The sequence below is a fragment of the Aquimarina sp. Aq107 genome, assembly GCF_943733665.1.
GTDB lineage: Bacteria > Bacteroidota > Bacteroidia > Flavobacteriales > Flavobacteriaceae > Aquimarina.
On record NZ_OX030782.1, the window covers coordinates 1,418,208 to 1,442,755 of the forward strand.

A 24,548-nucleotide genomic window follows, 5' to 3' on the forward strand; every position below is an offset into this window, starting at 1 on the left:
AAACAAAAAATAATCAATCGATATATGACATTAATCAAATCAATATCTGGTATTCGCGGAACTATTGGGGGAAAAGTAGGAGATAATTTAACACCTATTGACGCAGTTAAATTTGCATCAGCTTATGGAAGCTGGTTAAAGGCAGAGACAAATAAAGAACATCCTATTGTGGTTGTCGGTAGAGATGCCCGTATTTCTGGGTCAATGATTCAGCAATTAGTAATGAATGGATTAATAGGCTTAGGTATTCATGTTGTGGATTTAGGATTGTCAACCACTCCTACTGTTGAGGTAGCAGTTCCTTTAGAAAAAGCAGATGGAGGAATTATTTTAACCGCAAGTCATAATCCAAAACAGTGGAATGCACTTAAGTTATTAGATGGTAAGGGAGAGTTCTTGAATGCAGAAAACGGAAAAAAGATTTTAGATATAGCAGAAAATGATGACTATCAGTTTGCAGAAGTAGATGATTTAGGTTCAATAACTACAAATGATACTTATATTGATAAGCATATTGAAGAGGTGTTGAATCTTTCTTTAGTGAACTCAGAAATCGTTAAAGAAGCAGGTTTTAAAGTTGTTGTGGATGCAGTTAATTCTACTGGGGGAATAGCTATTCCAAAATTACTTAAAAAGATGGGTGTTGAGGTAGTGGAACTTTATTGTGAGCCTAATGGACATTTTCCACATAATCCAGAACCTCTAAAAGAACATTTAACTGATTTATCAGAACTTGTTGTAAAGGAAAAAGCAGATTTTGGTCTTACTGTAGATCCAGATGTTGATCGTTTGGCATTTATGAGTGAGGATGGAGAAATGTTTGGAGAAGAATACACATTAGTTGCTTGTGCTGATTTTGTATTAGGTAAAACACCAGGTAATACGGTATCTAATTTATCTTCTAGTAGGGCATTAAGAGATATTACCGAAAAACATAATGGCACGTATGAAGCTAGTGCAGTAGGAGAGGTGAATGTAGTTTCAAAAATGAAAGCTAATAATGCAATCATTGGAGGAGAAGGAAATGGCGGTATTATCTATCCAGAGTTACATTACGGAAGAGATTCTCTAGTTGGTATTGCATTGTTTTTAACACATTTGGCTGAGAAGAAGTGCAGTGTAAGTGCGTTACGTAATAGTTACCCATCGTATTTTATGAGTAAAAATAAGGTGCAATTAACTCCAGAATTAAATGTTGATGAAATTTTAAAAGGATTTCATAACAAACATGTTGCGGAAGAAGTTAGTATGGTTGATGGGGTAAAAGTGGATTTTAGTGATTCTTGGGTTCATCTAAGAAAAAGTAATACCGAACCTATTATCAGGATATATACGGAAGCTTTAAGTCAGGAAAAAGCGGATCAATTAGCAAATGATACAATCGCTGTTCTAAAGGAAATAGCAGGAATTTAATATTATTTCAGAACACTCTTGTTAATCCAATTAACAAGAGTGTTTGATTAATGTATTGTTGCATCTTTAGGTATTTCTGCATTACGATGCTTCCATCGCTTATGTGTCCATAAATAATATTCCGGAGCTTTGCGAATTTGTGTCTCTACCATTCTTAAGTAAGTTTCCACAATATAAAAATCTTCGCAGTTTTTTGCATTTTCTGTAATTGGAATAAATCTAGCTTGGTAATACCCTCTTTTTACTTTTTCTACTTGTAAATAGGCCACGGACATATCTAGCCTTTTAGCTAATACTGCTCCACCAACATGAGTGGGTACTTTGATTTCCATAAAATCTGTCCAATATGTTGCCTTATTAAGACTTGGAGATTGATCAGATAAGAATGCATAGGAACATAATTTACCGTTAACCTTATCTCGTGTAATTTCTTTCATGGCATTATAACTTGCGATAAGTCTTGCATCATATCGTTTTCTTATGCGATGTACTAACTGGTCGAAGTATTTGTTTTTAACTTGTTTATAAACACCAACTGTTGGGAAATCAATTAGTAATTGTGTAACTGTAGCCCATTCATAACTGGCATAATGTGCCATTAGGACTACGATACTTTTGTTTTTTGCTTCTAGCTTTTTAAGAGATTCAATATCGATAATTTTAAATCGATCCAGAAGGTCCTTATCACTTATAGAAATTGATTTAATCATTTCTAAAAACATATCGCACATATGTTTATAAAATGCTTTTCTTATTTTGGAGATCTCTTCAGAAGATTTTTCAGGAAAAACCAGTGTCAAGTTTTCTGTAACAGCTTTTTTTCTATATGCAATAATGTGATATACAAAAATGTATACACAAGTAGAAAACATATAAAATAGACGCCACGGTAGTTTAGAAATAATCCATAAAATTGGATACACAAGGCGATATACCAATAGTTGCATTATGTTAATTTAGCCTACAAATATAAAATTATTTGAGGTTCAAAAATCTTAGTGTAATCTTAAATAAAAGTGAAATTTTAAGCAATTACAGCATCCTTAGGAGGTTTAGCACTGCGATGTTTCCATCGTTTATGAGTCCATAAATAATTCTCTGGTTTATGCTTGATTTGTTCTTCAAGTAATTTTGTAAATCTCTTAGTAATAGCGTATTCTTCTTCATTTTTTGGATCTTCAGAAATTGGAACCAACGTTGCCTCATAATATCCTCTTTTTATCTTCTCTACGTGAAGATAAAATATACTAAGACCTAATCTTCTAGAAAGAACTTCTCCTCCTACAAATGCCGGTACCTTTATTCCCATAAAGTCTGTCCAGAATGTTGCATTATTAAGTTTAGGTGATTGATCAGAAATTAAACCATATAAACTTAATTCAGGATTCTCTTTTCTTTGATCCATAGTCATTTCTCTAAAAACTTTAGCACTTGGGATTAATCTAGAGTTAAATCGGCCTCTAATTCTATGTACTAACTTGTCGAAATATTTGTTCTTGATTGGTTTGTAAATTCCAACACATCTAAACTTACTTATTAAATCAATCGAATTGGTCCATTCATAACTATTATAATGACCCATCATCGTAATGATGCTTTTGTTTTTATTCTCTAAATCTACTATGGCATCTAGATTGGTAATGTGAAAACGCTTTACGATTTCCTTCTCACTTATGGATAAAGAACGAATCATTTCTAAGAACATATCACACATATGTTTGTATGAAGCTTTTCGAATGCGATTTATTTCCTTGGTATTCTTATCAGGAAAAGCTAAGTTTAAATTTTCCGTTACTGTTTTTCTTCGATACCTTATAATATGATAAGTAAGGATGTAAACACAAGTTGAAAATAAGTAAAATAATCTCCATGGTAGCTTAGATATGATCCAAAGTATGGGATATACTAAACTATAAATCACTAATTGCATTAAATTCTATTTTTAGCGGCTAAAGATAATCTATTTTAGCTTACTATTACTAAACTATAAAACCATCTTACTTCTAAATAAATTCAATACTCGTTAGGTTAAAATATATACTATATTTGGATGATAAAATATTATATATGCTAAATCTTGATATAGTAGTAATTGCCATTATATTGGTAAATGTGCTAGTTTCGTTAAAGGGATTAAATGATTTTTCTTTTTTAGAACGCTATAAGTTTAATATTGGGGGTATAAGACGTGGTGAGCAAATACGAATGCTTACTTCTGGTTTTTTGCATGTAGATCATATGCATTTATTTTTTAATATGTTTACCCTTTACTTTTTTGCACCAGTAGTCCTTAATGCATTAGGAAATATTAAGTTTCTCGTAATCTATTTTTGTAGCTTGATTGTAGGGAACTTGTTTTCTCTCTTTTTTCATAAGGATGAGTATCATTATAGTGCTGTTGGAGCTAGTGGTGCTGTTTCTGGAGTTATTTTTTCTGCAATATTATTTCAACCTGGGATGAAGTTGTATCTAATGTTTATTCCGATTCCGATTCCTGCCTACATTTTTGGGATTGGATATTTGCTTTATTCAATTTATGGGATGAAGAGTAGGTCTGGTAATATTGGACACGATGCCCATTTTGGAGGAGCCGTTGGAGGGTATGTGGTTACATTGATTCTTGCTCCCTTTTTATTTCAAGAAAACCTTTTAATGATAGGGTTACTAGCAATACCAATAATCGTTTTGTTTGTTATGCAACGACTTGGAAAACTTTAAATAAAAAAAGATCTGATTATCAGATCTTTTTTTATTTATTCAAATTGTTGTCGTACAGGAATTTACAGAGACTCTTCTCCTAATAATTCCGAAATTTTTGTTTCTAAAGCAGGACCTCTTAGGTTTTTAGCAATTACATTTCCTTTATCATCGATAATGAAAGTGGCTGGAATTGATCTTACACCATATGCTTTGGCTATTGGATCTTGCCAAAATTTTAGATGGGATACATGATTCCATTCTAAATTATCTTGATCGATTGCTGTTGTCCAATGGTCTTTTTTTCTATCCAGAGAAACTCCTATGATATTTAGTCCTTTATCATGATATTTATTATAAACCCTAACCACGTTAGGATTCTCTGCTCTACAAGGTTTGCACCAAGACGCCCAAAAATCAATTATAGTGATTTTACCCATAGATTCTTTAAGAGAAACCATTTTTCCCTCAGGATTAGGAGCAGAAAAATCTTCAGCTTCACTACCAATATCTATTTTGCCAATAGAGGCTGTAATTAATCGATCTAGATTTTTACCTAATCGTGAAGTTTTTAGGGTATCCTGAACTGTAGCATATATTTTTTTAATTTGTTTTGCAGGAGCAGCTTTTAGATTTAATAAATCTGTAAGCGCCATTACTGCTACTAAAGAATTGGGATTATTTTCAGCAATTTCTCTTCTGTATTTATTTTCGTCAACACGTATCTTTTGTAATTTTCTAGATAGGTTAACTGTTTTTTCAGTTTCTTTTAACTTAGAAGCTATCTGATATTGATTACTAAGTTCTTGCTTTTCCTTCCCAAAATCAGTCATCTTACTTAAGTACTTGAAAAATAATTGATTTTCAGGTCCTCCTTTAATAATTGAAGATCGTAAGCTATCTTTATAGATAGTCATTTTGATTGGATTATTTTCGGCAAGGAATAATACATTTTGGGGCGTCCCATTAAAAGTTAAATAGTTAAAATCATTATCTTCTACCACAGGTAGCGATATCGAAAATTTACCTTGCTGTATCGTAGTAGAATCTATGATAGTAGGTCTGTTTGATTGGTTTATTGCATTTACATATACTGTAACTCCATCCTCAAACCCATTTGTTTCAGCTGTAATTGAATATCCCTTTTCCTCTTTTTGACATGCTGCTATTAGCAATATGAGAGCAAGCAGTACTATTTTTTTCATTCTATTTCTTTTTTGATCTGTAAAAATATGTAATATGGACCTTAAACCCCAAAAATTAACTTTTAAATATAAGTATTTGTTAATATTTAATTTGTATTCTAAAAATAAAGATGATAAAAAAATATAATAGGTGTAACAAAAACCATTTGTTTAGAGTCTAATGAGATAGATAACATGGGTTTTTGTTCTAAAATTATAAAGAAAATTATTTTTTTATTGTTTTCAGTCCTAATTGATTGTTAATATTCGTCTATTAATTATTGATAAATGACTTATAAAGTAAGCTTTTCAATTAATTAATTGTTAATACCGATATTAAGTGACAAAGTTTTGTGTTATTTTTGTTAAACTACCGTAAATAAACCGTTATGAAGGTCCTGGAGCATGAATTTCCGTTGGATATTAGGATAAGTTTCTCTTCATTCTTTGACCAATACAGAGAGTTTTTAAAAAGTGATAATAAATTAATACGTGATCGTGCGGAAAGTATTTTAAAAATTGCAGAAGATTATCCTGAGTTAGAGGAAGGAATAAGGACAGAAGAACGTGTGCAGGAGTTGTTGCCGCAGATAGAGTTCGTTTTGGAAGATTCTTTTGCTCAAATTCTACAAAAAAATGAAATAAAGATTGCAACAATACCTTTTAATAATACTGTAGTAAAATCAACTGAACGTTACAAAAACATTGTAAAAGCAGCGGGTTCTGATTTTGAACCACAAATTAAGAACTTAGATGAGGACCATTATTTTATAATGGGATGTAGTATAATTTTGAGTCAATATTACGGTTATAAAATTGATTTTAGAAGACCGTTTTTTTATGATATACCGGATGCATCTGGGATAATGCGTCATTATAGAATTTTATATAACGGAGATTTTATTGAAATAATTAAAACAGATAATGCAAGAGATATTACTGAAGAAGATGTTGCTGTTTTAATCGATAATTTTGATAATGTAGAGATTTGGAAAGAAAAATTTCCTCCCAATAGCTGGATATTTAAAGGAATTGTTATCGCAAATTTATTTGACGTAACGGCGGATGTATCTTTATCAGAATTTAAAACAAGCCTTTTAAAATACGATAAGACACAAGGAGATTTTATTGGAAGTTTTCAGAATATCTTTAGAGGGATATTTAATCTCCCTGAGATTAAAGTAGGTTTCTCTAATTATAATGAGGAAGAAAGAGTTTTAGAACGGGTTCCGTTCAAAACTATAGATAGTTATGTGTTATATGATAAGTTTTCTGATTGCTGTGAGACAGCTTTGTGTAAAGGGACGTATCAATACTTATTTGAAAAATCAGAACCTTTTGCGGTTTCTAATATTCAAAAAATACATGAAACTTATCCAGATGAACTTATGTACAGCAATCTGGCAAAGCAAAATATTAAAAGTGCAATTATAGCACCAATAGAAAATAATGGAAAGCTATTAGGGGTTTTAGAAATTGTTTCGCCTAATATTAAGGAGTTAAATAGTATCAATGCAAACAAACTATTGGATATTATGCCATATCTAGTAGATTCTGTTTTAAGATCTAAAGCTAAGGCTGAAGATGAGTTAGAGCTCGTTATCCAACAAGAATGTACTTCTATACATCCAAGTGTATACTGGAAATTTAGACAAGAAGCTAAGCGTTTTATTTTATCCAAAGCAGAAGAAAATCCAACTTCTTTTAGAGAAGTAGTTTTTGAAGATGTATATCCTTTATTTGGACAGATTGATATTAAAGGATCTTCTGAGGCACGAAATGGTTCCGTTCAAAAAGATTTAATACTTCAATTAAAAGCTATTGCCAAGGTTATTAATAAGGTCACAGAAATAGATTCTTTACCAATTTATGATCAAATTAAATTTAGAATAGAGAATTATATAAATTCGGTTTCTTCCCAATTACAGGTCGATACAGAACAACGAATTCTTAATTTTATAAAAAATGAAATCAAGCCATTATTCAAGCATCTAAAGGGAACTAATATTGAGCTTGAGGGGTTAATTAATCAATATAATAATTCATTAGATAAAGGTACTAAAATGCTATATAAGCATAGGAAAGCGTATGATGAATCTGTTATGTTGATTAATAAAAAGATGGCAGCATTATTAGATGAAAAACAAAAGGAAGCCCAAAAAATGTACCCGCATTATTTTGAACGATTTAAAACTGACGGAGTAGAGCATAATATGTACATAGGTGAGTCTATTACTAAACAGAATAGTTTCAATAAAATATATCTTTACAACCTTAGATTATGGCAGTTACAGGTAATGTGCGAAATGGAGAATGAGTACTACCAACTTAAACAAGATTTGCCTGTTCCGTTGGATGTAGCTTCTATGGTATTGGTTTTTAATGCTTCATTATCGGTGAGATTTAGAATGGATGAAAAGCGTTTTGATGTTGACGGAACTTATAATGCGAGATATGAAGTAGTTAAAAAGAGGGTAGATAAAGCTAAGATTAAAGGTACTAATCAGCGAATTACCGAAAAAGGAAAGTTAGTTGTTGTCTATTCTCAGCGTACTGATGAAAAGGAATACATTAAATATATCAATTTCTTACAATCTAAAAACTATTTAGAAGATGAAATAGAAGTGGTGGAATTGGATGATTTACAAGGTGTTACTGGGTTAAAAGCGCTAAGGGTAAATATTCTTTATAACAAAAATAAAGAGGATAAAGAATATTATACATATGAAGATTTAATGAAAGAAATTAATAAATAACTTCTTTTATTGTAATGTGTTGAATGCAATTACAAAGGATAACGCCGAAGTAATAAAGCCAATCATAAAAACCGTATAGGTAATTCTAAGGATTTTGTATTTTCTGTGTAGTACTTTACCCAAAAAGTATAAATCTTTTATCATTGTATCATAAATATACTCCTTGTCATCCATAAGTTCATGCATCGCCGATTTGTAATCATTAAGAGGCATTTTATGAAAATTACCAAAAAATAAAAGATTTACCTTTTTTTCTTCTATTTCCTTGCGAGTAAATTCACCACTAGTAACATTAGGTCTTGTCGCCAATACAGATAATAACATTGATATAATGCTAAATACGATAAATATTAGTGTTGGATAAATTAAATATTGGTTAGAGGGATTATCTAATTTAGGAATTAAATTAGATAGTGCTAATGAGATGATAATAGCATTAACAGATAATAAAATATTCGCTTTGGTATCTGCAATATCACTTAGTTTTAAATGATTTCTAAGGGTTACTCTAAACAGCGTTTGTATACCTTTTTCGGGACTTTCTTCTTTGACTAACTTTTTCAACTTGGCTTTTTTCTTTTTCTTTTTTAAAGCTGTTTGTTCATTAAGTATTTCTAATAGATGCTCTTCTTTTTTTGGCTGCCAATTCTCTAAAGCATATTCCGTATAAAATTTGTGTTTGTTTTTTAAGAAGTCAATATTAATCTTTAACCAGTCAGCGCTACTATATTTTTCTTTGTTATTAAATTCAAACTCTTGTCTTAAAAATTCGCTCGTTTCCTTAAAGTATCCTTTAGCCAAGTGAGAAGCATCTGCATCTCTAATAATCTTTTCTAATAAGTTATTAGGTTTGTGTTCCATTTTTGTCGCCAATATCAAAGAAGATACTTTATCAATAATATCATCAGAAATATTTTGTTCTTTTAAAAAGGCTTTAGAAATTATAACACTGTGTTCCTCGTGATTATCAAGACTTTCGGAATAACCCGTGTCATGAAGTAATGCGGTTAACAATAATATATCTGCATCTTCTTCTGAAATATTAGTATTGTCAATAATTTCTTTTGTACTTTTAAATACTCTTTTGGTATGTGTGTAATTATGATAGATACAGGTTTCAGGAAGTTTTTTAGTAAAAAGTTCAGAAACAAAATTATCAGTTTTTTCAACTAACTCGTTCATGTTATAATTTTTCAGTAACCAAAATAATTAAAAAAAATGAATGTACTCCATTATGAATAAAAATATACAGACGTTCTTAATTATCTCCATTTTATTATTAAACTCTTGCGCTACATATCAGACTCAATATTTAGACGAAAATTTTCCAACAAAATTACCTAATAAGGAAATAGAAAAAAGTTTTTATTTGGTCGGAGATGCTGGAAATGCTGCAATGAACAAAAGTACACCTGGATTAGAAGCGTTAAAACAGATTGTAGAAAAAGAAAATACTGTTGATGATTATCTTATTTACCTTGGAGATAACATATATCAAAAAGGGATGCCAGAAAAAGGATCAGAAGATAGAGCCTTGTCAGAACATAGAATAGATGCTCAGGTAGAGGCTGCTGGTTCTTTTAAAGGAGATGTAGTTTTTATTCCTGGGAATCATGATTGGTATAATGATGGGGTAAAAGGTTTAAGACGAGAAGAAAAGTATGTAAGAAAAAAGTTAAGCAATAAAAAATCCTTTTTACCTTCAAAAGGATGCCCTATCGAAAGTATTGAGGTAAGTGATCAAATCCAATTACTTATTTTAGATACACAATGGTATCTAGCTGATTGGAATAAAAATCCAACAATAAATGATAATTGTGAAATAAAAACTAGAGATAAGTTTTTAAATGAAATACAAGGCGAGCTCAAAAAGCATAATGGAAAAACTGTTTTGGTGGTAATGCACCATCCCATGTTTACAAATGGGCCGCATGGTGGCAAATACAGTTTTAATAGTCATATATTTCCTTCTAAAAAGAAAATTCCTCTTCCTGTCTTAGGGTCTCTAGTAACTCAAATAAGGTCGCAAGGAGGTGTTTCTCCTCAGGATAGATATAATGAAAGTTATAATAAATTAATGAGAAGATTGTCTACGATGGCTAGAGATAGTGAAAGAGTCATTTTTGCTTCTGGACATGAGCATTCATTACAATACATTGACAGTAAAGGGTTAAAGCAAATAGTTTCAGGATCTGGATCCAAAGCTTCTGCAGCTTCCTTGGGAAAAGACGGGATGTTCTCATACCCAAATCAAGGTTTTGCAGTATTAGACGTTTATAAAGATGGCTCATCAAATGTGCGTTTTTATGGAAATGAAGAAGGTGAAATAAAATTGGTGTATCAAACTGATGTACATAAACAACCAGAAGATTATGATAGTGGTAATTTGAGTAATTCTTTTGATAATGATATTTCTGCAGCGATATACAATAAAGAAGAAACAACAAAGTCCAATTTTTATCAATCTTTATGGGGAGATCACTATAGAAAGGTTTATAGTACAGATATTAAAATCCCTATTGCTACACTAGATACGTTATTAGGAGGGTTTGCCATTGATAGAAGAGGAGGAGGACAAGTTACGAGATCATTACGCCTGATAGATAGTACAGGGAAACGTTATAGTTTAAGGGCTATGAGAAAAAGTGTTACTCAGTTTCTGCAAAAAGGAGCATTTAAGGATACTTATTTAGAAGATGATTTTGATGACACTTTTACCGAAAAACTTTTATCTGATTTCTATACGTCTAGTTATCCTTATGCGTTTTTAGTTGTTGGCGGATTGGCAGATGCGATCGAAGTATATCATGCAAATTCTAAAGTATATTATATCCCTAAACATCCAGCATTAGGTCAGTACAACAAGGATTTTGGTGATGAAATGTATTTTCTAGAAGAAAGACCAGGAAAAGAACACAAAGATTTAGCGTCATTTGGTAAGCCAGACGATATAGAAGGTACAGATGACTTACTTAAAAATTTGAGAAAAGATGAAGAGTATCAAATGGATGAGGCACATTATATCCGAACAAGATTGTTTGATATGATTTTAGGGGATTGGGACAGACATTCTGATCAATGGAGATGGTCTCGTTTTGATACAAAAAAAGGAAAATTATACCGTCCAATTCCTAAAGATCGAGATCAAGTGTTTTCTAATTACGATGGTGGACTTTTAGGCGTTATAAAGTTTATTGTTCCTATTACGCGTAAGTTTCAAGTATATCAGGGTGAATTAAAAAATGTAAGATGGATTAATGAGTCAGGAATTAGATTAGATCGAACTTTTGCACAAAATTCGAATAAGGAAATATGGCTAGAAGAAGCAAATTATATTAAAGATAATCTTAATGATGAAGCTATAGATAAAGCGTTTAGTAATCTGCCTGTAGAGTTACAAGATGCAACGATAGAAAGAATTAAAGGCTATTTAAGAGAAAGAAGGGATAATATTGACGATATAGCTGAGAGATATTATAAGTACCTTTCTAAACAGGTGATTATTAGAGGTACGGATAAAGATGATCGTTTTGAAATAATAAGAAACGATAATAGTACTACCGTTAAGATTTCAAGGATAAAAGATGGAGTTCCTCAAGAACCATTTTATGAAAGAACTATTTTATCTAAAGAGACTAAAGAAATATGGATATATGGTTTGGATGATGATGATGAATTTATAGTAACTGGAAAAGGAAGTAACCCTATTTGTACTAGAATAGTCGGAGGACAAAATAATGATAAATACACAATAGAAAATGGGCGGCAAATAAGAGTTTATGATCATAAGTCAAAACCTAATACAGTTGTTAAAAAAGGTGGAGCTAAATTTATCTTTAGTAATAATTATAATCATAATACCTACGATTATAATAAGTATATAGATAAGACAAATACATTGACACCACTAATAGGATTTAATCCAGATGATGGAGTTAATATAAACCTTACTGATGTTTATACGGTAAGAGGTTTTAATAATAGTCCTTTCCAGAGTAAACATACCATTAAAGCAGCATATTATTTTGCTACAGAAGGATATGATCTCTCATATAAGGGAGAATTCTTAAATGCAGTAGGAGATTGGAGATTAGTAATTGGTGGAAAATACACAAGTGAGAATTTTGCCCAAAACTTTTTTGGTTTTGGTAATAATACAGTGAACCTTGATGATGATCTTGGATTGGACTATAATCGTGTCAAAACCGGTATTTGGGGTCTAAATGTTGGAATTGGTAAAAATGGCAGGTATGGTAATGGCTTTACTGTTACTGGATCCTACGAAGGAGTAGAAGTACAAGATTCTCAAGGACGATTTATTACTTCTGGATTAGGTTTAGTAACGTCAGACCCTGATTTTTTTGAAAGAAAATTCTTTGCGGGGATTGATGTTAATTATGAGTATAAAAGTTTTGACATTAGTGCTAATCCAACTAGAGGTATGATATTTAAACTTCAAGGAGGTTCCAAAATGAATTTAGATGATACTGATAGAACTTTCGGATATATAAAACCGAAATTAGGTTTTTATAATGCAATTACTAAAAATCGAAAATTAGTATTGAAAACTGATGTACAAGCAGAATTTATGATTGGAGATGATTTTGAATTTTATCAGGCTGCAACTTTAGGAGGGATCAATAGTTTGCGCGGTTTTAGAGAAGAACGTTTTACAGGAGATAAAGCGTTAGCATTTAGCGGAGATCTTAGATATAGTTTTAATAAATTCAAAACAGGTTTATTACCATTGCAGTTGGGGGTTTATGGAGGATATGATATAGGTAGAGTGTGGTTTGATGGCGAGGATACGGATAATTGGCACGATTCAATTGGAGGAGGATTTTGGGTCAATGCCTTGGATACAATCGCTGGGCAGTTTAATTTATTTAGCAGTGAGGATGGTTTACGTTTTACTTTTGGATTGGGATTAAGTTTTTAAAAACCACCTAAGAACTAAACTTAGGCGGTTCTCCATAATCTAATTTATTATTAGCTAGAAATTAGGTTGTATACTTGATATTTCTGTTTGAATAAGTGGTTGAGAATTCATCAATATGGTGGGATTCTCAATGGATTTATAGTAAAACTGATTATTGGCTATAGCATTGCTATTTCTGTCTGTAGAAGATTTCATAATTATCATTGGTTTTTTGTTGGTAACATCATTTGATGTTGCAGTAATAGGGTTTTCGTAAGAACCGGAGGCAATTACTTTAGAACCATTTTCAATGCTAATTGTAATTTTTGGGTTATTATTATTTTTTAGAATTACACCTTCTTCTATGGTTAATATGGAACCATTGGTCAATAGGATTTCTTGAGGAACTATATAGGTAGTATTTGCTATTAATGTAATGTCATTAATAATAGGACTTTTTAATTCTTTTTCTTGACTAAAAGAAAAAGAAGATAATAGGATTAGAACAAAACTTAGGGGCATGTAGTTTTTTATCATAATATTGTATTTGGGGTTATTATAACATGTAAGTTATTTCTTTCAAATTTATTAATAATTATATTAAAATGAGTTATTTGTCTTTATTTAGTGTTGTTTTATTGTGAATATTATTGTTAATAACTTTTGTTTTACGGTTTTTTTTACCTCAAAAGCATAGTGTTACTAATAGGTTGATTATCAACTAAATTTATGAAGTGCCCCTCTTGTTGTTAATAACTATTTTCTTGTAATTGATTGTTTTGGTGTTTTTTACGATAATTAGAGTTCTATTCCGTTTGGAATATTGTAGTATTATTTTGTAAAAAAGGAGAGAAAATAAGAAACTCCCAATATAAGATGCGAAATATTAGGAGTTTCTATTAAGGAGCAATGAATTGCTCACAAAACAAAATATTATTTTAAAATAAATCTAACGTAGTTCTAGGTATTAGTTTTGTTGATTTATTAATAGGTTCTAAACTAGTCTTGACTTTTTTATTGTTTATTTTAGTCTGGTCAATCAATTCAACTTTTGTAATATTAGAAGAAGCTGATTTTTTTTCGGCAATTTTTGAGCTATTATTTATAGTTTCTTGTATTTTGTATTGATGAACTTTGTTAGCATCTTTAGTTACGTCTTGTTGAGAAAAAAGTACACTAGATGAGAAAAAGGTTATGATCATGAGATAAGCTGGATAAGCTTTCATATATAGATAGGATTTTGGGGTTATATAGAGAAAAATAGTATGATTGTATAGTATTTTTCAACAGCTAATTTACTAATAAAAAAACCTGTAAAACGTTAATAATCAATTGAAAAAGTATGTTTATCTCTTGCTAATTGTTGAAAAGTAAGTTTTGTACTACTATTTATAGGTAACTTGGTGTTGGTTTTATTGTTTTTGTCGATTAAAGGTTAAACCTTTGGTTTAAGTACTTGTGTGTTGATAACTTTTTTGTTTTTTTGGTAATCAGGAGTTTCTAAGTGTTCTTTTGTAGTCTATAATTTAAATTATTTTAAAAGTGTTGGAGTTGTTTACAGATCGATTACAATTAAAAATCGTTGATACATCAAATTTGTCTAAAATTCATGAGTTGCTCTCTGTTCCAGAAGTGGACCTTTATAATGCATTAGGTATACCAACGAACAAAGAAGTTACTGATGTATATCTGCAGGAATGGATCGATGATTTCGAAATGAGAAAGGAATTTGTCTTTGCTATTTATATACAATCCAGTAAAGAGTTTATCGGTTTGATTTCTCTAAAAATTGGAAACCCTAAATATAGTATAGGATCCATTTGGTACAAACTACACCCAATTTTTTGGTCTAAAGGATATGCTACGGAGTCGGCTAAAAGAATTTTAAAATTTAGTTTCGAAGAAATTGGATTGCATAGGGTAGAAGCTGGTTGTGCTATAGCAAATATAGGTTCGGTTAGGGTATTGGAGAAAATTGGAATGATTAGAGAAGGTCATAAAAGAAAAGTGTTACCTCTTAAAACCGGTTGGTCCGATAATTATGAATTTGCCATGCTAGAAGAAGATTGGAGTAATTAATAATAGTTATTTGTGTAATAGGTACTGATATATTTTTCCTTTAGAATTCTTTCTCCGTTCATCAACAATAAATAAAGTAGAATCATTTTTAAAACAAATTCCTTCTTTTTGAGAGAAGTGGTTAAGTTTAATTTTTTCTATTTTTCCATTAAATAAATGATCCTCCTCAAATTCTGATAGGATAAATATTTTGTTATAAGTAAGAAGAGCAATTTTATTTCCCTCTGAATTTATAGCTGCACCAGAGATAAAACAATCATTAGAATCATTACACGTATTATATTTACCAATTAATTTAGCAACTTGTGTTTGTCCAGGTTTATTTGAGAGTTTGTATAATTTTGTTTCACCATTAAATTTAGAACTTCTGTTTTTGGTAAAAAGATAGAAGCTTCCATTTTTATAAATAAAAGCTTCTATGTCAAAATTTCTTTTCTTTTTCGAGGGAGGAAACTTTTTTTGATCTTCTAGTGTAAATTCTATAACACTCGTTTTGATAGAGTTTGACGCAATGCCAGATACAGTATAGATAGATAGTTTCTTTCGATCATTATTATTATTTCCAAAATCCCCTATGTATATATTGTTCTGGTGATCATAAGTCAAATCCTCCCAATCAATATTTTTGCTCTCAGGGATTTTGATTTCATCTAAGATTTCCCCTTTTTCATTTAACCGAAAAAGTATATTTTCATTTCCAGAATCATTAATAGCGTATAGATGCACGTCATTTGGTAATCTAGTTAAACCAGATATTTCCTTTAAAGAATTTGATAAATGATTTACAGTTAAAAAATCATGTTGACTTTTTTTTTGACAACTAACAGATAGGGTAATACCTATTAAAAAAATGGAAATTTTTAGTTTCAATATATAAGTTTTAACTTTTTTGATTCCAAGCGTTTAGCATCCAACTTGTTTTTTCTAAATCAGCAATATATGTGCCAGTAATATCTAAGGTACCTTCGTCTCCTGCTGCTTCAGCTTCTTTTGTTACAATTCTTAATTGCTTTAATAAAATATCATGATCATTAAGTATGGTTGTTACCATTTCATGATCTATTAAATTAGTTTCAGCTTCTTCTAAAGAAGAAGTAGTTAGGTAAGAACTATAATTACTGATAGGTTTAGCTCTAAGAGTCAAAATTCTTTCAGCAATTTCGTCAATTTTTAGTTTAGCATCTTCATATAGTTCTTCAAATTTTAGATGTAATTCAAAAAAATTACGTCCAGTAATATTCCAATGAAAGTTCCTTAATTTTTGATAATACAAATGATAATCTGCTAATAGGACATTTAGTTCTTTTACGGTGTTGTTATTTGAATTATTCATAGTTTTTATTTATTGATTTTTTAATTTCAATACAAAAATACTATAGTTTGTATGGTTCTGATTAAAGTTACGATAGTTAGTAGCAATTGGGGTATTATTGAAATCGATTTGTGATTTCTTTAAGAATGAAATTATAATATTCAATATCGTGAGGAACATATTTCTTTGTAGTTTCTATATTCTGCAGATGACTTTTAAGGATTCCAATTGGAATTAATTTAATAGCAGAAACCTCTTCTTCTTGTAATGTGAGGTGCTCTATTGATTTAGTTAATTTAGCTAAATACACATAATGAAATTCATTATCTAGTATATGTGCGTTTGGTTGTTTTTCTGCTAGATAGCTTCCGATAAATTCTAAGTCCTTTTTATTTAGAGATAACCCAATTTCTTCTTCAATCTCTCGTATAGCAGAATCTTCTTTTGATTCTCCAGTACTAATATGTCCAGCAACAGAAACATCCCAAAGGTTTGGATAGGTATCCTTATTCTCAGCGCGTCGTTGGATTAGAACATTTTTATCTAAGGTGTACAACCATATATGAACACTGGCGTGATATAATCCTAATTGATGCGCTTCAGATTTTAATCTAACTTCTCCAGTAGATTTACCATTTTCATCTAAAATATCTATTAATTCGTCTGCCATTTTTTTTGAAATGCAATTATACTAATTTCTGATAAAGTCATTTGTTATTATGAATTTCTCATATAAATCATATTTATTTTTAGTATTTGTTGATGTTTAATATAATTGTTTGTTAAATTTTTATTGCTAAATTGATATATTTATGCAAATTTAATATATATGAAAATCGAAACCTGCCCAAACTGTGGATCTAACAAATATATTAAAAGTGGAATAGTCTCTAATAGACAACGGTATAAATGTAAATCTTGTAATTATTTTTTTTCAGTAAATAAGATAGGTAAGAAGATTGATGATTATTATGTAAATAAGGCGCTACAACTATATCTAGAAGGGTTAACTTATCGAGAAATCGAACGGGTTTTAGGAGTGTCTCATGTAAGCATTATGAATTGGGTTAAAAAATATAACATAAAGAGACCTTACAACCATAATTATCATCCTACTTATAAGATTCTCAGCGGATCAGAGTTGTCGATTTACTTTCAAAACCCTACTAATTTATCAGGAGCAGGTTTCGTAATTACAGAACTGGGAGATAAGTTTATGTTAATAAGGTGGGAACGTTTTAGAGATTAAATATATTAAATTAACAAAAAAGTATAGTGCTTTTTTGTTAACTCATTCTTTTTATGAGATTAGCAGTGTGCACACGATCATTTTAATACTAATCTAATCTCTAAAACTTTATGATAAAGCAATTTATATTGCTGGTTGGGATTTTTCTATTTCTCTTTCAGTATTCATATTCACAAGGATCTCCAGATTATACTGGTGGATTAAAAGTGAAGCTTAATGAAGATGGGTCTAAATATTTCAGAGTAATATCGTGGGCTCAGTTCTGGGCTCAATATAATGATGATGTCCCAGATGATGTAAGTAATACTAATTTTAGTATCAGACGTGCAAGGATACTTTTGTATTCGCAAATAAATAAAGACTTTCTTATTCTTACTCATTTTGGACTTAATAGTTTAAATGCAGATAATCAAAGTCCGACAGGACTAGGCGAAAGTTCTCAATTATTCTTCCACGGTGTTTGGGTACAATACAGTCTAGGAGCAAATCATGCAATAGGAGGAGGGTTGCACTATTGGAATGGTATTTCTAGGTTAAATAATCAAAGTACTTTAAATATCATGACTTTGGATAATAATCGACAATCTTGGGCAACGATTGGATTGTCTGATCAATTTGCTAGACATATTGGAATTTATGCAAAAGGATCTTTTGGTAATTTTTTATATCAAGTATCGGTTAATGAGTCTATAACTAACAATCTCCAAGAAGCAGTAGATCCAGTAGCCAATGGTTCAGCAGTTTATGCAGGGCGTAGATTGTTAGGTTCTAAAGATGCAGGTAAAAACTTTGCCGGATATTTTGAATATAATTTTATGGATAAAGAATCAAACTTCTTACCTTACAAGGTAGGAACATATCTTGGCGGTAAAAAAGTTTTTAATGTTGGTGCTGGATTCTTCTATCATCCAGATGGTAGTGTACTTGCTAATGATGATGGAACATTAGAAGGAGAAGATGTAGCTATACTAGCTATTGATGCCTTTTATGATGCACCTATAGGTAGTAATGGTTCGGCTATTACAGCATATGCTACTTATCAAAATAATGATTATGGAAAAGATTTTACTTTAGGACAAACGTATGAAACAGGATCCATGTTATATGGTCATGTTGGATATGTAATTCCTAATACTGATAAGAAAATAAAGTTTCAACCTTATGCATTATTTAAAAATAGATCAATAGATGCTATTGATGATAATGCTACAAGTTTTGGAATTGGAACAAATGCATATATCAGCGGGCATAATTCTAAGTTAACTTTAGAATATCAAAATACAAAGTATGGCGATAATAGTGCTCAAGGATTATTAACGTTGCAAGCAATGATTTATCTATAAAATCTAATATTATGACAGAAAAAAGGAAAAAAGCAAAAGCGTACTGGAAAGAAAATGTAAAATATCTTTTTATACTGCTTGCTATCTGGTTTTTAGTTTCTTACGGAGCGGGAATTTTGTTTAAAGATGCTTTAAATAATATTCGCCTTGGAGGTTTTAGATTAGGTTTTTGGTTTGCTCAACAAGGTTCAATTTATGTGTTTGTCATCTTAATTTTCGTCTATGTTCGCTTAATGAATAAGCTAGATAAAAAATATGGATATGATACCGATTAAGATCTGTGTCATTGTTAGAAATCAAAAAGACATATTCAAAAGGGCTTTATTGCATATGACTAACCTTGGTGTTTAATAACCAGAGGTTAAATAAAATTAAAATAACAATTTAAGATATAAAATTATGAATGTTCAATTATGGACTTATATTATCGTAGGAATTACGTTTGCATTATATATAGGTATTGCAATCTGGTCAAGAGCGGGATCTACCAAAGAATTTTATGTTGCTGGAGGTGGAGTTTCGCCATTAGCTAATGGTATGGCTACAGCTGCAGATTGGATGAGTGCAGCTTCTTTTATTTCCATGGCAGGAATTATTGCTTTTGCGGGATATGATGGTGCAGTTTATTTAATGGGATGGACTGGTGGTTATGTGTTGTTAGCATTATTATTGGCGCCATATCTCCGGAAATTCGGAAAATTTACAGTCCCAGATTTTATTGGTGATCGGTATTATTCTAAAACAGCTAGATCAGTAGCAGTGTTCTGTGCATTGTTGGTTTCTTTTACTTATGTAGCTGGACAGATGAGAGGTGTGGGAATTGTGTTTTCTCGTTTTTTAGAAGTTGAGATTAATACAGGTGTAATTATTGGGATGATTATAGTTCTTTTTTACGCAGTATTAGGAGGTATGAAGGGGATTACATACACGCAAGTAGCACAATATTGTGTTTTGATATTTGCTTTTATGGTTCCAGCAATTTTTATCTCTATTCAAATGACTGGGAATCCGATTCCTCAGTTAGGATTTGGAGGTACTGTAACCGACAGCTCCGAAATGTATTTATTAGATAAGTTAGACGGACTTAGTACTGAACTTGGTTTTGCAGCTTATACTGATGGTTCTAAATCATTATTAGATGTTTTTGCAATTACATTAGCTTTAATGGTTGGTACCGCAGGTTTGCCGCACGTGATTGTTCGTTTCTTCACGGTAAAACGAGTTAAAGATGCTCGTAAATCGGCAGGATATGCACTTCTTTTGATTGCAATTTTATATACAACAGCACCGGCGGTTGCGGTTTTTGCAAAAACTAATTTGATAGAATCAGTTCAGAATAAGAAATATGAAGAACTGCCAGCATGGTTTAAAAACTGGGAAGATACTGGTTTATTAGGATGGGTAGATAAGAACAAAGATGGTCAAGTTCAATATTCGAGTGGTCACGCGGTGGAAGGAAATAAGAATAAACCTGTATTTGATGGGAAAAATCGCGGTGAAAAAGGTGAACGAGTAATTACAAATGTTAATGCGGCTACAAAAAACGAACTTTTTGTAGATCGAGATATTATGGTTTTAGCGAATCCTGAGATTGCAAACCTACCAAACTGGGTAATAGCATTAGTTGCTGCAGGAGGATTGGCAGCTGCTTTATCCACAGCAGCTGGTTTGTTACTTGTGATTTCTTCTTCAGTATCTCATGATTTGATAAAGAAAATGATTAAACCGGATATTTCTGAAAAAGGAGAGTTGATTGCTGCACGTCTTTCTGCAGTAGCAGCAGTATGTGTTGCTGGTTATTTTGGTATTAATCCACCTGGATTTGTAGCGGCAGTAGTAGCCTTGGCCTTCGGTTTGGCAGCCGCATCATTTTTTCCAGCAATTGTATTAGGTATATTTTATAAGAGAATGAATAAAGAAGGTGCAATAGCCGGAATGGTAGTTGGTATTTTATGTATGCTGTTGTATATGATAAAATATAAATTAGGTTGGTTTGATGAAACACTTCCTTCATCTAGTGAATGGTGGTTTGGTATTTCTCCAGAAGGTTTTGGTGCAGTAGCTATGGTTATTAATTTTATAGTTTCTATTGTAGTGTGTAAACTTACTGCGGCACCGCCTCAAGATGTTCAAGAAATTGTAGAAAATATTAGAATACCGAGCGGAGCAGGAGAAGCCGTAAATCATTAATAAAAGATATAGAGGCCTATGTGAGTTTTGTTAATCACATAGGCTTTAAAAGCATAATAATATTGCATGAAAAAACGACATCAACAAAAATTGATCATACTATCATTAGTGTTGTTATTACTTTTTAATATCCCATTGGTTTTAATATTTAACCATTCAGGAAGTGTATTGGGTTTTCCTATAATGTTTTTTTCTATTTTTTTGATTTGGGCTATTGGAGTTTTAATAGCTGCAATTATTTTAATGAAGTATTATGAATAATTATATTTTAATATTCATAATTATAATATATCTGGCGCTTTTGTTTGGGATTGCTCTATGGGCAGAAAAAAAAGCAAAAAGTAGTTGGGTCAATAATGCATATGTATATACTTTATCTCTAGCAGTTTATTGCTCAGCTTGGACATATTATGGAAGTGTTGGAATTGCAGCGACTTCTGGTATAAGCTTTCTTACAACATATTTGGGGCCGGTAATTGCATTTCCGCTATGGATTATAGTATTAAAAAAGATAATAAGAATATCTAAAGAACAGAAGATATCAAGTATCGCTGATTTTGTTTCTTTACGTTATGGTAACAATCGATTTCTGGGAGCGTTGGTAACTATAATTTGTGTGATTAGTATTGTGCCATATATTTCATTGCAATTAAAAGCGGTTTCCGAAACATTTGCAATTATTTCTATTGACACAAGTCTTTCTTCAGCTTCAATTTTCCAAGACACTACGTTTTACGTAGCATTATTATTAGCTGTTTTTGCAGCGTTTTTTGGAACTCAACTTACTGATGCTACCAGAAGAAGACAAGGAATTGTGTTTTCTGTTGCGGTAGAATCAGTTTTAAAATTAGTTTTCTTTTTAACAATTGGTATTTACGTCACTTATTTTTTATTTGATGGTACGACTGATATTTATAATAAAATTTCCAAAGTTGAAAATTTTGAATCACTGACTACACTTAATGGTTTAGAAGCTGGTATTAATTGGTATTTTATGATCGCATTGTCGTTTTTTGCTATTTTTCTATTACCGAGACAATTTCAGGTTTCGGTTATAGAAAACACATCAGAAAAGCACTTAAAGAAGGCAATTTGGTTATTTCCATTATATCTTTTGTTATTTAATTTATTTGTAATATTTGTTGCCTGGGGAGGAAAATTAAGTCTTAGCGAAAACCTTAATCCAGATTATTATACATTGTTGTTGCCATTACAAAATGATAATATATTTCTAGCTACTCTAGTCTTTTTAGGAGGGTTTTCTGCTGTAATTTCTATGGTAGTAGTTTCTACATTGGCGTTATCAGTGATGTTAAGTAATAATCTAATTATTCCTTACGGTTTTCTTGATAAGTTTAGTAGAAGTCACCCAGAACGAAATGCCTATTATATAAAAAACATTAGAAGGATTGCAATCTTTACATTGATTGTTGGAGCCTATTTGTTTTATATTAATTTTAATGTACAATTATCTTTGTTTTCAATCGGACAAATTTCTTTTGTAGTTATATCACAATTAGCACCAGCATTTTTTATTGGATTGTTTTGGAATAGAGGTTCTGCGATTGCCGCTAAAGCATCCATAATTACGGGAACATTGATAACAGTGTATACATTAATCTTACCATTCGTAATGGATATTATATTGGGTGATACTGGTTTTATTCGCAATGGAGCTTTTGGGATAGAACTATTAAAACCCTATGAATTATTTGGGATAGATTTTATGACACCGGTTACTCACGCATTTTTCTGGAGTTTGTTTTTTAATACGTTGGTATATCTATCGGTTTCTCTTTCTAGAAAAGGGAATTACAGAGAACGTAATTATGCCGAAATGTTTGTGAATAATAGTTATAATTCTCTTCAGGAGAGTGCATATGTATGGAAAGGAGAAGCCTATGTTTCAGATATTAGAAACCTATTAACTAAATTTCTTGGTGCTACCAGAACCGAAAGAGCTTTGAAATTATTTTATAAAAAATATGGTTTATCTATTAATGAAGAAAAAGCAGATGCTCGATTAATTAATTTTTCAGAAAAACTTTTAACCGGAAGCATTGGAGGAGCTTCTTCACGAATCTTAATTGCTAGTGTTGTAAAAGAACAACCTGTTACGTTGGTAGAAGTTTTAAAAATTTTAGAAGAAAGTAAAAAAACAATTTCAACAAATAAATTTTTAAAACAAAGATCAAATGAACTTATTGAACTAACAGAAGAGTTAAAACAAGCGAATGAAGAATTGAAACTTCAGGATAAAATAAAGGATGAATTTTTAGACACAGTAGCACATGAACTTAAAACTCCTATTACATCTATAAGAGCGGCAGCAGAAGTTTTATTAGATGATGAAGATGATATGCCAAGTGAATTGAAAACACAATTCTTAAGTACTGTTCTAATGGATGCAAAAAGACTTTCTCGATTAATACATAATATACTTGATTTAGAGAAATTGTCTTCTGGTAGAGAAATTTTTGATAAAAAGAATAATAATTTGGTTGATACTTTAAAACAAATAATTATTGGAGTATCAACAATTACAAAACAAAAGGAAATTAAAATTATTACCTCTGACTTACCTGATAAAATTCTTGTTTTTTATGATGAGGATAGAATGCAACAAGTCTTTACTAATGTTTTGTCTAATGCGATTAAATTTGTAGAGAATAAAAATGGATTGATAACAATTACACTTTCAGAAGTTGATAGTCTTGTTAGAATAATAATACAAGATAATGGGAAAGGCATTTCCGAGGAAGATAGAAAATACATTTTTGATAAGTTTTACCAGTCAAATAATCAAAATATTAAGAAACCTGTTGGTAGCGGATTAGGATTGGCTATCTGTAAACAAATTATGGAAGGACATTCTGGTAAAATATGGATTGATGATTCTTTTAGTAAAGGAGCCAGGTTTATTATTGATTTGCCCAAAAATGTAATAAGCTAATTTTTAGAAATGAAATAAAAAGAAATTTTATCTTACGAAAGAATAGAAAACCTACGACAAATGCAGAAAAAAATATTAATAGTAGATGATGAGCCTAATATAGTAATGTCTCTAGAATATACTTTTAAAAAACAAAATTATGAAGTTTTTATAGCTAGAGATGGAAGTGAAGCTATTCAGATTTTAGAAACACAGATACCTGACGTAGTATTATTGGATATAATGATGCCCAATGTGGATGGATATCAAACAATTGAATATATAAGAAAGAATCCAAAAACAGAAAATATTAAAGTAGTCTTCTTAAGTGCTAAAAACAAAACTGCTGATATAGAAAAAGGGTTAGAAATGGGGGCTGACAAATATTTATTAAAACCATTTTCGGTTAAAAAAGTAGTGGCGGAAATAAAAACCTTGATTGAATAGAAAAACAGAGTATTAAACTATCAAAACA

At 30.9% G+C, this 24,548-nt stretch carries 20 protein-coding genes; 11 read left to right on the forward strand and 9 right to left on the reverse strand.

The genetic code is table 11. The annotated features are described in order from the left end of the window. The first annotated feature begins 24 nt into the window (after positions 1–24). Complete coding sequence (gene glmM, locus NMK29_RS05710) at positions 25–1,413, forward strand: phosphoglucosamine mutase (protein WP_108802616.1); 1,389 nt, start codon at positions 25–27, stop codon at positions 1,411–1,413. A 47-nt stretch (positions 1,414–1,460) separates the two neighbouring features. On the opposite strand, the gene NMK29_RS05715 is transcribed toward glmM, so the two are convergent. After that, positions 1,461–2,360 (reverse strand): lysophospholipid acyltransferase family protein, encoded by a 900-nt coding sequence (locus tag NMK29_RS05715; RefSeq protein WP_108802617.1) that lies wholly within the window; start codon positions 2,358–2,360, stop codon positions 1,461–1,463. A gap of 77 nt (positions 2,361–2,437) precedes the next feature. After that, positions 2,438–3,343 (reverse strand): lysophospholipid acyltransferase family protein, encoded by a 906-nt coding sequence (locus NMK29_RS05720; RefSeq protein WP_108802618.1) that lies wholly within the window; start codon positions 3,341–3,343, stop codon positions 2,438–2,440. Between the two features lie 137 nt (positions 3,344–3,480). Here NMK29_RS05720 and NMK29_RS05725 point away from each other — a divergent pair, with 137 nt between their 5' ends. Continuing rightward, positions 3,481–4,131: a rhomboid family intramembrane serine protease gene (locus NMK29_RS05725; RefSeq protein WP_108802619.1), complete on the forward strand. Its 651-nt coding sequence runs from the start codon at positions 3,481–3,483 to the stop codon at positions 4,129–4,131. A 62-nt stretch (positions 4,132–4,193) separates the two neighbouring features. Here the strand turns inward: NMK29_RS05725 and NMK29_RS05730 are convergent, their stop codons facing one another. Then, complete coding sequence (locus tag NMK29_RS05730) at positions 4,194–5,315, reverse strand: TlpA disulfide reductase family protein (RefSeq protein ID WP_108802620.1); 1,122 nt, start codon at positions 5,313–5,315, stop codon at positions 4,194–4,196. Positions 5,316–5,683: 368 nt separating this feature from the next. On the opposite strand from NMK29_RS05730, the gene NMK29_RS05735 reads away from it, so the two are divergent. After that, positions 5,684–8,050, forward strand: coding sequence for a GAF domain-containing protein (locus tag NMK29_RS05735; RefSeq protein WP_108802621.1), 2,367 nt, complete (start codon positions 5,684–5,686; stop codon positions 8,048–8,050). A 6-nt stretch (positions 8,051–8,056) separates the two neighbouring features. Here the strand turns inward: NMK29_RS05735 and NMK29_RS05740 are convergent, their stop codons facing one another. Further along, positions 8,057–9,232, reverse strand: a complete 1,176-nt coding sequence (locus NMK29_RS05740) for a Pycsar system effector family protein (protein WP_108802622.1) — start codon at positions 9,230–9,232, stop codon at positions 8,057–8,059. Between the two features lie 52 nt (positions 9,233–9,284). On the opposite strand from NMK29_RS05740, the gene NMK29_RS05745 reads away from it, so the two are divergent. Then, positions 9,285–12,989 carry a metallophosphoesterase gene (locus NMK29_RS05745; protein ID WP_108802623.1) on the forward strand — a complete coding sequence of 1,235 codons (3,705 nt, stop codon included), beginning with the start codon at positions 9,285–9,287 and terminating at the stop codon, positions 12,987–12,989. A gap of 54 nt (positions 12,990–13,043) precedes the next feature. On the opposite strand, the gene NMK29_RS05750 is transcribed toward NMK29_RS05745, so the two are convergent. Continuing rightward, on the reverse strand, positions 13,044–13,505 hold the full coding sequence (locus tag NMK29_RS05750; RefSeq protein ID WP_159092151.1) for a hypothetical protein: 462 nt from the start codon (positions 13,503–13,505) through the stop codon (positions 13,044–13,046). A gap of 401 nt (positions 13,506–13,906) precedes the next feature. Next, the gene (locus NMK29_RS05755; RefSeq protein ID WP_108802625.1) at positions 13,907–14,194 is read right to left on the reverse strand and encodes a hypothetical protein; all 288 of its coding nucleotides are present in this window, start codon (positions 14,192–14,194) and stop codon (positions 13,907–13,909) included. Between the two features lie 316 nt (positions 14,195–14,510). Between NMK29_RS05755 and NMK29_RS05760 the strand changes: the two genes are divergently transcribed. Next, positions 14,511–15,047 (forward strand): GNAT family N-acetyltransferase, encoded by a 537-nt coding sequence (locus NMK29_RS05760; RefSeq protein WP_234424229.1) that lies wholly within the window; start codon positions 14,511–14,513, stop codon positions 15,045–15,047. Between the two features lie 6 nt (positions 15,048–15,053). On the opposite strand, the gene NMK29_RS05765 is transcribed toward NMK29_RS05760, so the two are convergent. The 3 genes from NMK29_RS05765 to NMK29_RS05775 form a co-directional block, all read right to left on the reverse strand. Continuing rightward, positions 15,054–15,917 (reverse strand): SdiA-regulated domain-containing protein, encoded by an 864-nt coding sequence (locus tag NMK29_RS05765; protein WP_108802627.1) that lies wholly within the window; start codon positions 15,915–15,917, stop codon positions 15,054–15,056. A 10-nt stretch (positions 15,918–15,927) separates the two neighbouring features. Beyond that, complete coding sequence (locus tag NMK29_RS05770; RefSeq protein WP_108802628.1) at positions 15,928–16,380, reverse strand: Dps family protein; 453 nt, start codon at positions 16,378–16,380, stop codon at positions 15,928–15,930. Positions 16,381–16,474: 94 nt separating this feature from the next. Continuing rightward, positions 16,475–17,029, reverse strand: coding sequence for an NUDIX domain-containing protein (locus tag NMK29_RS05775; protein WP_108802629.1), 555 nt, complete (start codon positions 17,027–17,029; stop codon positions 16,475–16,477). A 159-nt stretch (positions 17,030–17,188) separates the two neighbouring features. On the opposite strand from NMK29_RS05775, the gene NMK29_RS05780 reads away from it, so the two are divergent. From NMK29_RS05780 to NMK29_RS05805, 6 genes are all read left to right on the forward strand, one after another. After that, a complete protein-coding gene (locus tag NMK29_RS05780) occupies positions 17,189–17,608 on the forward strand; it encodes a helix-turn-helix domain-containing protein (RefSeq protein WP_108802630.1) in 420 nt (139 codons plus the stop codon). A 110-nt stretch (positions 17,609–17,718) separates the two neighbouring features. Beyond that, positions 17,719–18,951 (forward strand): hypothetical protein, encoded by a 1,233-nt coding sequence (locus NMK29_RS05785; RefSeq protein ID WP_108802631.1) that lies wholly within the window; start codon positions 17,719–17,721, stop codon positions 18,949–18,951. Between the two features lie 11 nt (positions 18,952–18,962). Then, a complete protein-coding gene (locus NMK29_RS05790; RefSeq protein ID WP_027393972.1) occupies positions 18,963–19,226 on the forward strand; it encodes a DUF4212 domain-containing protein in 264 nt (87 codons plus the stop codon). Between the two features lie 124 nt (positions 19,227–19,350). Beyond that, positions 19,351–21,141 carry a sodium:solute symporter family protein gene (locus NMK29_RS05795; RefSeq protein WP_108802632.1) on the forward strand — a complete coding sequence of 597 codons (1,791 nt, stop codon included), beginning with the start codon at positions 19,351–19,353 and terminating at the stop codon, positions 21,139–21,141. A 253-nt stretch (positions 21,142–21,394) separates the two neighbouring features. After that, complete coding sequence (locus tag NMK29_RS05800; protein ID WP_108802633.1) at positions 21,395–24,094, forward strand: sensor histidine kinase; 2,700 nt, start codon at positions 21,395–21,397, stop codon at positions 24,092–24,094. Positions 24,095–24,154: 60 nt separating this feature from the next. Further along, positions 24,155–24,520: a response regulator transcription factor gene (locus NMK29_RS05805; protein WP_027393968.1), complete on the forward strand. Its 366-nt coding sequence runs from the start codon at positions 24,155–24,157 to the stop codon at positions 24,518–24,520. The last annotated feature ends 28 nt before the right edge of the window (positions 24,521–24,548 follow it).